The sequence below is a fragment of the Shewanella carassii genome, assembly GCF_002777975.1.
Taxonomy (GTDB): Bacteria; Pseudomonadota; Gammaproteobacteria; order Enterobacterales; family Shewanellaceae; genus Shewanella; species Shewanella carassii.
In genome coordinates this window covers 292,299-307,029 of record NZ_NGVS01000006.1, presented here as the reverse complement: position 1 = coordinate 307,029, position 14,731 = coordinate 292,299, and the positions used below count along the sequence as shown (strand labels likewise).

The 14,731-nt window shown below is 51.5% G+C and carries 12 protein-coding genes; 7 read left to right on the top strand and 5 right to left on the bottom strand.

What is annotated here, in order from left to right:
* Positions 1-68: 68 nt before the first annotated feature.
* Positions 69-953 (bottom strand): LysR substrate-binding domain-containing protein, encoded by an 885-nt coding sequence (locus CBE72_RS04445; protein ID WP_100142484.1) that lies wholly within the window; start codon positions 951-953, stop codon positions 69-71.
* A gap of 407 nt (positions 954-1,360) precedes the next feature.
* On the opposite strand from CBE72_RS04445, the gene CBE72_RS04440 reads away from it, so the two are divergent.
* The 3 genes from CBE72_RS04440 (at position 1,361) to CBE72_RS04430 (ending at position 3,024) form a co-directional block, all read left to right on the top strand.
* Positions 1,361-1,930 carry a glycine zipper domain-containing protein gene (locus CBE72_RS04440; RefSeq protein ID WP_100142483.1) on the top strand — a complete coding sequence of 190 codons (570 nt, stop codon included), beginning with the start codon at positions 1,361-1,363 and terminating at the stop codon, positions 1,928-1,930.
* A gap of 3 nt (positions 1,931-1,933) precedes the next feature.
* Positions 1,934-2,545, top strand: a complete 612-nt coding sequence (locus CBE72_RS04435; RefSeq protein WP_157929036.1) for a DUF5384 family protein — start codon at positions 1,934-1,936, stop codon at positions 2,543-2,545.
* A 221-nt stretch (positions 2,546-2,766) separates the two neighbouring features.
* Complete coding sequence (locus tag CBE72_RS04430; RefSeq protein WP_100142481.1) at positions 2,767-3,024, top strand: DUF2999 family protein; 258 nt, start codon at positions 2,767-2,769, stop codon at positions 3,022-3,024.
* A gap of 103 nt (positions 3,025-3,127) precedes the next feature.
* On the opposite strand, the gene CBE72_RS04425 is transcribed toward CBE72_RS04430, so the two are convergent.
* Positions 3,128-3,685: a hypothetical protein gene (locus CBE72_RS04425; RefSeq protein WP_157929035.1), complete on the bottom strand. Its 558-nt coding sequence runs from the start codon at positions 3,683-3,685 to the stop codon at positions 3,128-3,130.
* Positions 3,686-3,976: 291 nt separating this feature from the next.
* Between CBE72_RS04425 and CBE72_RS04420 the strand changes: the two genes are divergently transcribed.
* Complete coding sequence (locus CBE72_RS04420) at positions 3,977-5,830, top strand: peptidase U32 family protein (RefSeq protein WP_167387641.1); 1,854 nt, start codon at positions 3,977-3,979, stop codon at positions 5,828-5,830.
* 10 nt (positions 5,831-5,840) lie between these two features.
* Positions 5,841-6,215, top strand: coding sequence for a PH domain-containing protein (locus CBE72_RS04415; RefSeq protein WP_093982368.1), 375 nt, complete (start codon positions 5,841-5,843; stop codon positions 6,213-6,215).
* Positions 6,216-6,227: 12 nt separating this feature from the next.
* On the opposite strand, the gene CBE72_RS04410 is transcribed toward CBE72_RS04415, so the two are convergent.
* Both CBE72_RS04410 and CBE72_RS04405 read right to left on the bottom strand, forming a co-directional pair.
* Positions 6,228-7,919, bottom strand: a complete 1,692-nt coding sequence (locus CBE72_RS04410; protein WP_100142478.1) for an ATP-binding cassette domain-containing protein — start codon at positions 7,917-7,919, stop codon at positions 6,228-6,230.
* Between the two features lie 326 nt (positions 7,920-8,245).
* On the bottom strand, positions 8,246-9,613 hold the full coding sequence (locus CBE72_RS04405) for an L-cystine transporter (RefSeq protein ID WP_100142477.1): 1,368 nt from the start codon (positions 9,611-9,613) through the stop codon (positions 8,246-8,248).
* Positions 9,614-9,930: 317 nt separating this feature from the next.
* Here CBE72_RS04405 and CBE72_RS04400 point away from each other — a divergent pair, with 317 nt between their 5' ends.
* Both CBE72_RS04400 and CBE72_RS04395 read left to right on the top strand, forming a co-directional pair.
* The gene (locus CBE72_RS04400) at positions 9,931-11,958 is read left to right on the top strand and encodes a S9 family peptidase (protein WP_100142476.1); all 2,028 of its coding nucleotides are present in this window, start codon (positions 9,931-9,933) and stop codon (positions 11,956-11,958) included.
* A 263-nt stretch (positions 11,959-12,221) separates the two neighbouring features.
* A complete protein-coding gene (locus CBE72_RS04395; protein ID WP_100142475.1) occupies positions 12,222-13,973 on the top strand; it encodes a sensor domain-containing diguanylate cyclase in 1,752 nt (583 codons plus the stop codon).
* On the opposite strand, the gene mtgA is transcribed toward CBE72_RS04395, so the two are convergent.
* On the bottom strand, positions 13,957-14,673 hold the full coding sequence (mtgA, locus tag CBE72_RS04390; RefSeq protein ID WP_100142474.1) for a monofunctional biosynthetic peptidoglycan transglycosylase: 717 nt from the start codon (positions 14,671-14,673) through the stop codon (positions 13,957-13,959). The genes CBE72_RS04395 and mtgA overlap by 17 nt on opposite strands.
* Positions 14,674-14,731 lie beyond the last annotated feature (58 nt).

The window sequence follows — 14,731 nt, the reverse complement described above, 5'->3', positions numbered from 1 at the left end:
GTAATGCCGGGCTATATCTAAAACAATGGCATATATTTACACATCAATGTCATGAAATTCGTGACAATCTATAGATCCAACTTACGTGCTTCCTCAATAATACTGTCGATCAATAACCTGGCGGCATGGGTCATCCCCTTGCGACTGGGATAAACCAACCAAACATCATCAACATAAACTTCACACTCTGGCAGTACTTCTACCAACTCACCCGATTTAACATGTTCTGCAGCGCTCAGCTCAGCCAACAAACTGATACCGGCCCCATTCATAACTGCATGTTTTACGTAGGAACTATTGTTGGAGATCAGTCGGCTATGGGTGCGGTACTCGCCCTGGTTAAAAGTCCATTTATCTTCCAGCTCGCCGTTAGCCAAACGGTGAATGATCAAAGCATGATTATCCAGATCATCAATCGATGCGGGCATGCCATGCTGCGCGATATAATCCGGGCTGGCATAGAGTTTTCGTAATCCTCTCATCAAGGGACGGGCCACAAAGGAGCTGTCTTTCATCTCACCGATATGAACACAGGCATCCAGGCCATAGGTCAAAATATCGTGGTATCCCAGGTTACTGACATGAGTTTCCAAAGTGATCAACGGATAGGTTCGAAGAAATTCCTGCAACAGGTTGTGGGCGACAATATCGGCATCGCCAATTAAACCCAGTTTTACCGAGCCCGTTGGCATATTCCTTTGGTTCTTTATCGACTCATTTAACGACTCCAATCTGGGAATAATCTCCAGCAACTGCTGATAGTAGATTTCCCCGGTTGGCGTCAGAGTCAGCTTACGTGTGGTTCTGGTAAAGAGTTTGCTGCCTAAATCGGCCTCCAACTCGCCGATACGGCGACTGACAAAAGCCCTTGGAACCCCTATGGAGCCTGCAGCAGCGGCGAAACTGCCCAGATCCACAACCGATAAAAACAATCTGAGATCGTCAATTTTCACTGTTTTCTTCTCGTGCCAAACACAGGTTACACACTATGCCTCTGAAGAGACCAATATGACAAATGCCAAGGCTCAATCATTCATATCGTGCTGAATACGACTCAATGCAGCCTGCCACAAACTTACCAATCTCATTGTAAATCATTAACTCATAAAAAGAGTTATTAAATTCAGACAAAATCCACAGTAAAAAAACAATTCAGCATCAATGAAAACAAAATAATCACAACAATCGACCTCAATAGTCATCACAAATTATAAACCGGAAATAATACTTCCCACATAAAAAATACAACTTTAAATTCTCAAGACCACAATCACATTATTAAATTAAAAAATGAAACCGGCTTAAAAGTTAATGACCCCGGCAATAAAATAAAAACAACTACAAATAAAAGGATGTAACTATGAAAAAAAGCATCATTTCAGCACTAATCATTGCCAGCTTTTCATTGATTGGTGGGTGTCAATCTACCGGGGAAGAGTTCCGTTCAGATTCGTATACAACAGAACAAGTCAACACGGCTATCGAAGCTAGAACGGTCGAAATTATCACCACAATCCCGGCTAAAGTGGCTGTCGACAATACGGAAGGTCAAAAACAAGCAAAATCGGCAGGCATGTTGTTGGGAGCCATTGTCGGAGCGGCTATAGGTTCAACTAATGACAGTCAAAGTGCCGCTATTGGTGGTTTAGCCGGGGGCGCCGCTGGCCATGTTTCAGGCAATTTAGTTGATAACAAGGTCATGGTCGATGGCGTACAAATAACATACAGACAAGAAGTGATAGAAGACTTAGAAGATGTTGTTGATGGCAAGCGAGTCACCCAAGCCGTAAAACATATGAAAACCTTTATCTCGGCCCAAGTTGGACGCTCTTGTGAATATCAACCCGGGGTCGCATTATTGGTTCAAACTGTAAAAGGCAATACTCGAATCCAACCCAATGCAGCCTGTCCAAAACCTAAAGAGGGATAATTGATGAAAAAATCAATGGGTATTGCCCTTTTTGCAATGTTGTTTCAACCTGCATTCGCCAACCCTTTATTAGAGATACAGCAGGCAGAAAAACTCGAAAAAGAAAAAGTTGAATCAGAAATAAATTCACTGCATCTAGAAAAGGAAAAAGAAAAACAAGCTAAGGAAATGGCCGCACTAAAAGCGCAAAAAGAATTAGAAATGGCTAAGTTAAAAGCTAAAGAAATAAAAGCTCAGAATCAAAAAGCCCTAACCTACGAACGCTTGGCGGATAAACATCGCGATCAACAGTACGAAGATGAGCTAAGAGCCCTGGAACTTGAAGAACGCAAAATGATGTTGGCCGAGAAGAAAGCAATGGCGGAAGCCAGAGCCAAAAGGGCGGCAGATTTTGCCAACAACCAGGTCAATGCTGAAAAAGCCGTTATCAGTGAAACAACCGCTACTGCAGATCTGATCCAGTCAAAAGCGGATGCTACCCGAATAAAGGCAGAGAGCAATGCCGAGTTACAGAAAAAGCAGGGCGAGGCCATAGTCATAGATGCCAAGGGTGATGCAACGTTCAAGTCAAAAATTGGAGACGCCGCCATCAAAGAATCAGATAAGTTATTCTAAGAGCCATTAAGCTGTATTAGCTCAGTACACATAATCTCGGACCTGAATTTCTCTCCAGAAAGCAAAGCCCCGCTGGATAGAGCCAGGTCTGAGATTTATCCCCCCTATGGCGCATGCTTGTTTTTGTACTCCCCACATCGGCTCACCAGCCCTCTGGCACCTCAAGCCTGATCTGTTAAAATCGGTTCATTTGAAACGATGAATGCCAGAGAGGATCCACCATGAATCCGATTATTGCCCTGTTAAAAGAGCACAATATCAGCGACGAACAAATAAACAGCCTGTTCCAGAGCCTGACCGAAAATCCCCTGATGGCCATGGGTACTCTGGGTCAGTTGGGATTGCCACCGGAAAAGCTGCAAAGCTTGATGATGCAAGTGATGCAGAATCCGGCGCTGATCAAAGAAGCCGTGGAACAGCTGGGACTGGATTTTTCCAAAGTAGAAGCCGCTAAAAAGCAACTGTCTCCCTCAGCTTGATTCAACTTAGAGATAGCCTGAGTGAATATTCAGGCTATCTCTAACGCATGATCTGCGCCACTACCCAAAAGAAAGGTTTAATACTTACAGCCCCGAACCTTTGTTATTGCCTCCGCCCGAAGCGTTTAAGGCAGCTCCACACTCTGCGCCACAAAGAGGCCTCCCAAAGCAGCAAACGTACTACCCAAGTCGGCATTCCCAAGTCTTCAGCTTGCCGAGCCGACTCAGTAGTCGCGGCAAGTCCGGAAAAGGCCGCACGATATATCTGGGCAACTAATTTGATTTCAAATAAAACCAGAACTATCCCCCCCAAATAACGCACCACCACCAACTCATTCAATAGATTATGCTGCTCTTTCGGGACAAAGTATCCGGCAAGCCAAATCCCAGCACAGCTCAGCGCAATAGCCTTCAATACCGCAGCCTTCCGCCGTTGCCTGTAACAACACCAATAAAGCAGGGGGATAACCAAGACCAGATCAATAATCCAGATAATTTCCAACCAACCTGCAGTTGACAAGTCATGATCAACAAATGTCAAACCATCGCCGATCAACACCAGAGCCACAGCGATAAAAAACCAGTGACGTTGCCAAAAAGGGAGTTCAGATCGAGCAAACGTGTCCATAGCACTCCTTGCTAAATATGAGTATCTTCTCATGCCACCAAACCAACCTCGGGCCAGTAAAGCTTTGAGAGTTGTGGGTTAATTATTAAACACTAAGTATTGAATACTGTCGAACGCAGTGTTGCCTCAGCAACTATTATCGGCTGAAATAGCAAAAACAGGGCATAAGTCACAGTTCCCCTATCATGAATGACAGGCTCTGCTATAATTTGTGCCCAAAATTTTCAGGCATTTCCAGACGAGCGGTAAGTCATGTCCACTACAGGTGTTGAACTCTTTAATCCCGGCCAACAGACACAAGCCCCTGCTGCGGCCCCAAAGCAAATGGTGCAACTGGCCGATAACAAGCTGGAGCTGATGGCGCCGGCCAAGAATGCCGATTTCGGTATTGAGGCCATTCGCCACGGGGCGGATGCCGTCTATATTGGCGGCCCGGCATTTGGTGCCCGTCATACCGCCGGCAACAGCATTGAGGACATTACTCGCCTGTGTCAGTTTGCCCATAGATATCACGCCCAGGTATTTGTCACCATCAACACCATATTGCTGGACGATGAACTGGAAGAAGCCAGACGCCTGATCTGGGCCGTGTACGAGGCCGGTGCCGATGCCATTATCGTGCAGGACTTGGGGTTGCTTGAGCTGGACTTGCCACCTATTGCACTGCACGCCAGTACCCAGATGGATAATCGGGTTCCGGCCAAAGTCGCCTTTCTTGAGCATGTGGGCTTTTCCCAGGTGGTGTTGGCGCGGGAGCTGAGTCTGAGCCAAATTCGCGCCGTGGCCGCCGAGACCAAGATGCGACTTGAGTTCTTTATCCATGGCGCCCTGTGCGTGGCCTACAGCGGCCAATGCTATATCAGTGAAGCCTACACAGACCGCAGTGCCAACCGCGGCGAATGCTCACAACAATGCCGGATGCCGGGTAATCTCAAGACCCGCCAGGGCGACATCATTGCCAGCAACGACCATATGCTGTCGCTGAAGGACAACAACCAGACAGATAACCTCGAAGCGCTGATCGACGCCGGGATCCGCTCCTTCAAGATAGAGGGCCGACTCAAGGACCTCAGCTACGTCAAGAATGTTACCGCTCACTACCGCCAGCAACTGGATGCTATCATGGCGCGTCGGCCCGAGTTTGAACCCTCGTCCCACGGCTGCTGCAGCTACAGCTTCACCCCGGATCCTGACAAGAGCTTTAACCGCGGCAAGACGGACTACTTTGTCAATGAGCGCAAGGCGGACATCGGCGACTTCCGCACTCCGAAATACTTGGGAATAGAGGTCGGCAAAGTCAGCAAGATAGGCAAAGACTTCATCCAGGTCGACTCGGATACCGAGTTCCACAACGGTGATGGCCTGGGCTTCTTCGCCGCCAATTATCAAAAGGCCAGATTGTCGGATGACAAGCTGACAGGTTTTCGGGTCAACCGCGCCGAGGGCAACACCCTGTATCTAAAAAACATGCCGAAAGATCTCTATGTCGGTGCCACCTTGTATCGCAACAAAGATCAAGCCTTTGAAGCCCTGCTGGCCAAAGAGTCTGCCGAGCGCACCCTGTTGGTGGACTTCAGCCTCAGCAATACCCAGACAGGTCTGGCGCTGACCGCCGCCGACCGTCATGGTCATCAGGCGACAGTGACCGCTGACTTCGAAAAACAGCAGGCCAAGGATATTGGCCGCAACCGTGAATCACTCGGCAAGCATCTCGCCAAGCTGGGCAATACCGATTTTCGCCTCGGACAAGTGGATTTGGGCGATGCCGAAGCCGTGTTTGTACCGGCATCCATCATCAATGGCCTGCGCCGTGATGCCGTTGCAGCCCTGGACGAAGCGCGCATTCAGGGGTATCAAAGACCCACGCCCTGGGTACGGGACGACAGCGCCCGCTTCCCGCAGCGCAGCCTGACCTATCTTGGCAATGTGGCCAACCAAAAAGCCAAGGACTTCTATACCCGTCACGGGGTGGTATCCATCCGCGATGCCTATGAAGTGCGGCCGGTGAAAGGCGATGCGCCTTTGATGATCACCAAACACTGCATACGTTACAGCTACAACATGTGCCCCAAAGAAGTGCCGGGGATCAAGGCAGAGCCGCTGGAAATGGAGCTGGGTGGCAAGCAGTTCAAGCTGGTGTTCGATTGCCATAAGTGTGAAATGCTGTTGGTGGGTTAAGGAGAAAAACATGGGTTTTTTGAACGCCTTGATGGGCAACGCCAGTGAAGTGGATCTGGATAAACTCAACGAAGAACTGGCGCCGATTATGGCCGACAGCGAACAGTTGCAGCTGGCCTATAAACTGGTTCGCGACATGTTTGTCTTCACCAACAAGCGCCTGATCTTGATAGATAAACAAGGCATGACCGGCAAGAAAGTGAGTTATCACTCCATCCCCTACAAGGCGATAGTGCACTTTGAAGTGGAAACCGCCGGGCGCTTCGACATGGATGCCGAGCTAAAGCTGTGGATCTCAGGCCAGGCAGAGCCCCTGGTCAAAGAGCTCAAGCGCGGCACTGATGTGGTGGGTATTCAAAAGACCATAGCCAAATTCACGCTCTGAGGTTAAAAAAGTCTAAGATCCGCTATTTGACAGGGAAAGCGCTTCTTCAATGCCGGTCTGCGCCACAAACTCCTCATCGTGACTGACCAGAATAAAAGCGCCAGGGTATGCTGCCAGCGCCGCGGCCAGACGCGCTTTCGATTCAATATCCAGATGATTGTCAGGCTCATCCAGCAGCAGTAAGGGATTGCCCCGCTGATGACTGACATAAAGCATGGCCAGCTTCATCTTTTCACCGCCGCTGAGACAAGCCACAGTGCGGTGCACCTGCTCGGCGCGAAAGCCTATCTGGGCCAGCAGAGTGCGGCGCTGACTGTCATCCATCAGGCTGGGATTCACCTGGTTATGATCAATCGGGCTGCTATCAACTTGAGCACAGCGCTGCAGGGTTTCCAACAGTGTCCACTCTGGCTTGAGTAAGCTGAAATGCTGATCCAGATAGACACTGTGGCCATTGAGTTGCACTTGCCCAGCGCTCAACACCAACCTAGCTTGCAAGACCCGAAGCAAGCTGGACTTACCACTGCCATTGGCCCCCGCCAGACGCAGTTTATCGCCACTGCTGAGGGTTAAATTGATAGGCTCTCGACTGCCATAGGGCAAGACAGCATCCAATAGCCGTACCAGCGTCTGCTTCGCCACTGGCTGGCCAAGGGTTTCACGCCCCAGAGTCAGGTTTTGCCTACGCCTTTGCTCACACTGCTGTTTCAGCCCGGCAAGCTCAGAGTCCAGCAGTCGCTGATGTTGCCGCTCCCGGGTCGCCATGGCCGCCGCATTGGCACCGGCCCGCTCTTTTTGATGGTCGAGCAACACCTTGGCCTGGCTGCCACTGCGCGCCAATTTCTCCCCTTTGGCTGCTCTCTGTTGTGCCCGCTCCCGGCTCAACTGTGCCTGCTTTCTTGCCTGACGCTGTGCCTTGACGGCATTCTCCAACCTGCGTTCAAGCGCTTGCTGTGCCAGGGTGTGCTGATGCCAATAGCTGTCATAGTTGCCGCCATAGGAACCGAGCCCCAAGCTGTTGAGCTCCCAGATTTCATCCATCTGTCGTAGCAGATCTATGTCGTGGCTTATCAGCAGGATCTGCCCTGAAAATGCCGACATCCGCTGCCGCAGCCACTGTCTGCCGCCTCTGTCCAAATGATTGGAAGGCTCATCGAGCAGCAACCAGTCGGCCTCGCTTTGAAACAAACGCCACAGTTTCAACTTGGCCTGCTGGCCACCACTGAGGCGTTCGAACTCAAGCTCGGGCTCTGCCGGCAACCCCAGCTCCCGGCAGAGTTCGCAAAAGGTTTGCCGCACCTGCCAGTCGTCATTGAGCTGCTCAAACCAATGACTGTCACAACAGCCCTGCTCTATTTGTGTCAGCGCCTGTAATCTGGTCGCCAAGCCCAGACATTGGCTCAGACAGCTTCCGGTTTGCATTGTCGGCACTTGGGACGAGGAGCCATCAACCCGGCTTGCTGCGGCCGTTAGCAGCTTGGGTTCTTGCTGCTGCCGGTATATACCGCAAATTCCCCGGCGCTCAACCGTGCCGCTATCCGGCGCTCTCAAACCGCAGAATATTTCGCCCAGCAGACTCTTGCCTATGCCGTTGCGGCCAATGAGGCCGGTCATTCTAGCGCTCAGGCTACAGCTGATATCGGCAAACAATGGTTCAAGGCCATGGGTATAGAGTGAGATTTGTCTTGCACGAAATGCCTGCATCTTGCCTCCTGCAGACAGGGAGGCACGGCGAGATCCGATCCGGGTTTAAGCAGTCATTATATGGCGAATGAGCGCCAACTGACTGCAACAATAAAGACTTGAGCGAACACGCCGACCGACCCTGCCAATCTAATAATGGAAAAGTAAAAAAGATTGGTGATCAGGTGTCAGTTGTTCATTTGGGCGTGAGCTCCAATAGGCGAGGATGGCGGAATTATAACCGTCTGAGACAACAAAGATCCAGCTTGCCCCTTTTGGGGTTGAGAGCACGAGTTAAAAAAGGATGCCGAAGCATCCTTTTTATCAAGCCGATAGCCGGGGCTAACTTATTGCTGCTCGGCCGCTTGGTTTTCCGTGGTTTGCTTCAATAGCCGACTGGTCATGGTACCGGCGGTCATGGAACCGGATACGTTCAAGGCGGTACGCGCCATATCAATCAGCGGTTCGATGGAGATCAACAGCGCCACAATGGCCACCGGCAGCCCCATGGCAGGCAGGACGATCAGCGCCGCAAATGTTGCACCGCCACCAACACCGGCTATCCCGAAGGAGCTGATGGTCACTATGGCAATCAAGGACAGCATGAAATGCAAGTCCAGTGGATCTATGCCCATGCTGGGCGCCACCATCACAGCCAACATGGCAGGATAGATACCGGCGCAGCCGTTCTGGCCGATAGTGGCACCGAACGAGGCCGCCAGATTGGCAATGGCCGGCGGCACATTCAGCTGGGTCACCTGAGCCTCGACATTCAACGGAATAGTCGCCGCCGAACTGCGCGACGAGAAGGCAAAGGTCAGCACGGGCCAAATTTTACGGAAGTAGTCCAGTGGGCTAACACCCACCATGGCCACCAGCATGCCGTGAACAACAAACATCAGCAGGATGGCGACGTAAGAGGCCAGAATAAAACCCAACAGGTTGAGCATGTCAGCAGCGCTGGAAGAGGCGACCACCTTGGCCATCAGCGCGGCAATACCATAGGGAGTCAGCGCCATAATCATCTTCACCAGGCGCATAACAATCGCCTGCGCACCTTCAACAAAGGTCCGTATGGGGGATTCCAGTTGCTCTTTCTCATGCATCACTTTGCGGGCCGCTATCCCGAGGAGGATACCGAAAATCACCACGGCAATGATGGAAGTGGAACGGGTACCGGCCAGATCGGCAAAAGGATTTACCGGAATAAAGCTCAGCAGCATTTGCGGTACAGTCAGATCGGCAATCGAAGCCGCCTTGGTATCCAATACTGCCATTTGCGCCGTTTCCCGGCTACCGGCTATCAGCCCCTCGGCAGAAATCCCTGAGATGGAAGTGACCAGAATACCTATCAAAGCCGCTACGGCCGTGGTCGCCATCAGAATAAATATGGTCAGGGAGGAGATCTTGCCGAGCGAGCCGCCCTTATCCAACTTGACCACTGCCGCGACCATGGACACCAACACCAAGGGCATGATCACCATCTTCAGCAAGGCTACATAACCACCGCCGACTATGGCTATCCAACTGAGCGCCTCTGCTGTGACCTGGCTGTCCACGCCAAAGTAAGACTGCATCAGGAAACCATAGGCACTGCCGAGGATTAAGCCGATCAGCACCAGACGGGATAATTTGTGCTCTTTTTGCTGTTGGAGAAACAGAATAAACAGAACACCGAGAAATACCGCAATGGCTGCGATAACTGCAATAGACATATGGAACCTTATACGGGAAACGGTATATAGAGAGAGAATCTAACGCATAATAGGCGCTTGTTTAAGCACGACAAAATATTAAGTTATTATTCTTTATAGCTTCTAATTATAAATAACTCGGCGAGGAACAAGGTTGAAATCCCCTCCAAGGCTCTGGGTTCAATCAATATTCCTCTGACATCATTCACAGAAAGTTACACAAAATAATCCCATCAAATCCAGCCCGGATAAGCTTGTTTTCATCATCCGGGGATATACTCCCGAGGCAGCCTCAGCTGCCGAATATAATAACTATCTGTATCTAAAGGAGACTTTCCGTGAAGAAGGTTGGAATTCTGTTGCTCTGCCTCTTGATGCCACTGGCATCGGCGTGGGCAGAGTCGGGCAAGCCCTTGTCGGTTGAGCTATTGTGGCAACTCAAGCGTATCGGCAGCCCGGTAGTATCGCCAGGCGGCGAGCATATCATCGCCCCCGTGACCGAGTATGATGTCAAGGCCGACAAAGGGTTGACCCAACTTTGGTACTTTGATGCCGATGGCAAACATCAACGCCCACTGACTGCTGCCGGACTCAAGGTGAGCAACCCGGTATTTTCTCCCGATGGCAACACTCTGGCCTTTGTCAGCCAGCGCAATGAAGACGATGCCGGGCAGATCTATCTGCTGCCAATGAATGGCCCGGGTGAAGCCCAGCGGCTGACAGAGGTGCCTACCGGCGTGTACGGCATCAAATGGGTAGGTAAACATCTCTATTTCATCAGCAACATCTTCCCCGGGCAGGACTGGAAGCAGATGCAAGAGCAGCTGAAAGCCGACAAGGACAACAAGACCTCGGCCAAGCAGTGGAATGCCCTGCCTTATGCCCAGTTCGATCACTGGCTGGATGAACGTCGTCAGGCGCATGTGTTCCGAATTCCCGCCAAGGGCGGCGAGATAGAAGCCATTACTCAAACGCTGGGCCATGAGCTGCCTCGTTCGAGTCAAAGTGCCGGCAGCTATGATGTGTCTGCCGATGAGAAACTGATCGCCTTCAACGCCTACGGCTCCGACAACCGGGTCGATCCCAAGCTGGACATCTTCCTCGGCAAGATAGGCTCAGACAAGGCAGAAAACCTGACGCCGGACAACGAAGCGCCCGATAGCCGCCCCAGCTTCAGCCCCGACGGCAAGACGCTGGCCTTCACTCGCCAGAAGATCCCGGGTTTCTATGCCGACACCTCTAGGCTGATGCTGCTGGATATCCACAGCCGTAAGCTCAAGACTCTGACCGCCAATTGGGACAGATCTGTGTCTCAGTTCAGCTGGACGCCGGATGGTAAAGGCTTCTACGCCGCCATTGATGATGCCGCCACCAGCCGTATCTATCATATCGATGCCAAGAGCGGCAAAGTGAAGGCGATCACCAAGGACACCAACTATGGTCAGCCGCAGATAGGCAAGAAAGGCACCCTGATAGCCCTCAACGACAGCTTCCTTTATCCGGCGCGACTGCTGGCGATCAATCCCAAAAACGGCAAGGGCCAAAGGCTGGAGCAGTTCAATGACGAACTGCTCAAGGATGTGGATCTGGGCAGCTATGAGTCTGTGACCTACAAGGGTTACAACAACCAAGATATCCAGATGTGGGTGCACTACCCACCGGGTTTCGATCGCAGCAAGAAGTACCCGCTGTTTATGCTGGTACACGGCGGCCCACACAACGCCATCAGTGATGGTTTCCACTATCGCTGGAACGCCCAGACTTTCGCCTCCTGGGGTTATGTCACCGCCTGGCCCAATTTCCACGGTTCCAGCGGCTTCGGCCAGGACTTTGCCGATGCCATCAACCCGGACTGGAAAAACAAGTCTCTGGATGATGTCCTCAAGGCGGCCGACTGGTTTGAACAAAAGAGCTGGATCGACAGCGATCGCATGGTGGCCGGTGGTGCCAGCTACGGCGGCTATCTGACCTCCATCATCCTCGGGCAGAAACATCCGTTCAAGGCGCTGTTGATCCATGCCGCCGTGTACGACATGTACTCCCAGATGGCTTCCGACTTCGCCGTGCACAGCACCCGTTTCGGCCACTACTGGGAAAACCCGGAGATCTACCAGTCGATTTCACCCCATTACTTTGCCGCCGGTTTCAATACCCCGACGCTGGTGAGCCATGGTCAGCTGGACTACCGGGTACCCGTAGGTCAAGGTTTTGAGCTGTTCCGCACCCTGCAAAGCCGTGGAGTGGAATCGCGGATGATCTATTTCCCCGATGAAAACCACTGGATCATGAAGCCCAACAACTCCATCTATTGGTATAACCAGGTCAAAGACTGGATGACCCATTATGCCGAGCCGGGCCCACGTTAAGCGCCGATAATCGGCATCCAAGCAAGAAGGCGACTCAGGGTCGCCTTTTTTAGTGTCCCAAATGAGCCTAAATATAAGCTGCAACATCTAAATGAGGCGCCATCAACCCACCACTCTACAATTTGCCCAACTGCAAGATACTGTCATTCAAACAAGAAACCGCATAACAAGCGGTAATGCTGGCGACACTTTTTATCCTTGGGTACCATTGAACAATAAAGAGGCGCTTGGACATGCCAACGCCGGGGAAGATGGATACTTAAATGGAATTAAGATACATGCTGTTATGCATGTTTTTGCTGCTGGCCAGCCTAACGTCTGTTGCAAAAGAACAGGCTAGCCTTCCGGTCATTGACATAGAACACAACAGTGTTGCACTCGAAGAGTTCAAAATTGGCTATTTTATTGATGACAGCCAAAACCTTGGTTTTGAGCAGGCACGCCAGAAGCCTTTCGGCGTAACCGATAATGTCACCACCTTGGGTACCAGTGCCAGAGTCACTTGGTTCAAGCTGAACCTGCACAATAGGCTCTCGCAGGCAAAGCCGCTGTTTTTGCACCTGCCTCATGCTTACCATGTGCAGCAAATCGATATCTATGAAGAAAGCGGTCAACAACTGCAGCGACACGAGCGGTTGGATCTCGAACAGGCCGCCGACAACCCACTCATGTATCGGGGCGCTGTCGTCTACCCACTGACTCTGGCGTCAGATCAGATAACAACCCTGTATATTCGTAGCCATGTTTACTCCCATCAATGGTTTGCCATGACACTGATGGATGAAGACAATTCGCGAAGAGCTCTGGTAAGCACCCATTATGATATTGCGATCATGGTGGGTATGTTGCTGGCATTAGTGTTCTACAACGGCCTGCTGTATTTCGCCAGCAGCAAGAAAGAGAACATCTACTATTCGCTGTATCTGATCTCCGGTCTGGTGTGGATAGCCCTGTCCTATGGTCTAGTCGCCAGCGTATTCAACGCCTACGGTTCGAGCGTCTTTATGCTCAACCTGTCGCTGCTCACCATGCCGATTTTCTTGCTGTTGTTTATGATGGCCATCTTCGAAACCAAGCAATTCTATCCCTCAGAACACAAGGTGTTGCAATTGCTGTTGTTGCTGCTATTTGCCTTTCTGATTTGGGGGCTGTTTGATATCTCTGCGGCACTCAAACCCGCCAGCAGTATGGCGGCAGTCATGATGCTGGTGACCTTCTCTGTGAGTATCTCCCTCTATCTCAAGGGCAATCCTCTGGTGAAGTACTTTCTGGTGGGCCACAGCTTTTTCGTTATCTTCAATGGCATAGCCGTGCTCTTCTACAAGGGCTTGATCTCTCCGAGCTACCTCAGCAGTCATGGAGTCGGTATCGGCATTATGCTGGAAGGCCTAACCCTGGCGTTTATCATCTCCTATAGGATCAAAATTCTTGAAGATATCCGCGCCTCGCAGGAAGAGCTCAAGCGCCAGGCGGCCACAGACCCTCTGACCAAACTCTATAACCGGCGTTATTTCTATTCCGAAGCCGACTATCAACTTAAGCTGGCCGGCCGCAATGGCGAGGCTATCTCTGTACTTATTCTGGATATAGACAACTTTAAACAGATCAACGACAACTTTGGTCATCACTGGGGCGACAGGGTCATAGTCGCCCTGGCCAAACTATTGAAGCAACACTGTCAAGGAGCCGAAATGGCGGCCCGTTTCGGCGGCGAAGAGTTCGTGCTCTTGTTGCCGGGATCCCCCCTAAACCAAGCCTTGCAACGCGCCGAACAGCTACGCTTGGCCATCGAAATGATGCTGATTAACACAGATGAGGGAGACGGGCTCAGTTGCACTGTCAGCATAGGCGTAGCCGAGGTCGAAATTGGCTCGGAGTCGATAGAAGCGGCCGTCAAACGGGCCGACGGCGCGCTTTATCAAGCCAAAAACAGTGGCCGCAATCGGGTCGTTGCCAATTCAAGCGCTAGCGACCAAGAATTAGATACCGGCGTTGAAATCAATCCAGGTCTTTAAGCATTTGCCGTCCCAATTGCCGCATCTGCTGCTGGATCCAGTCGGCGCGGCGGTTCATGTAAGCACTGGGGGGATTGATTTGATATTGCCAGGGATTGGGCAACAAGGCGGCCAGCAAGGCGGCCTCGCGGGACGACAACTGCGCGGCGCTCTTATGAAAGTAGTGCTGTGCCGCCGCTTCGACGCCGTAGATCCCCGGGCCGAATTCGACAATATTCAGATACAACTCAAGGATCCTGGGCTTATCCAACACTAGCTCCAGAAGCAGGGTGAACCAGGCTTCAGCTCCCTTGCGAATAAAGCTGCGCGAAGACCACATAAACAGGTTCTTGGCGGTTTGCTGGCTCAAGGTGCTGGCGCCTCTGAGGCGCTCCCCCTGAAGCTTATCTTCTATGGCATTCTGAATCGCCTTGAGATCAAAACCGGAATGAAGGGCAAAACGCTGATCTTCACTGGCGATCACCGCCAGTTGCATATTGGCAGATATCTGAGTCAGCGGCTGCCACTGGTGTTGCACCTGGCGCTGTACCTGTGTGACCGGCGCCGGCGGAAACCAATAGCGTTCAATCCGCCAGCTCCACAGCGGCGGGTTAACAAACTTAAGGGCAATCACCATCAGCAGGGACAGTATCATCAGCCCCAACAGCAGTTTTATCAGCCAGGCTGTCAGTCGCCTAAACCATCCCTTTTTCGCGGCCAAATTCGCTCCTGATAAATAAGCTCACCTAAAACTGAGTGCACCTGAAACTGAGTGAGCC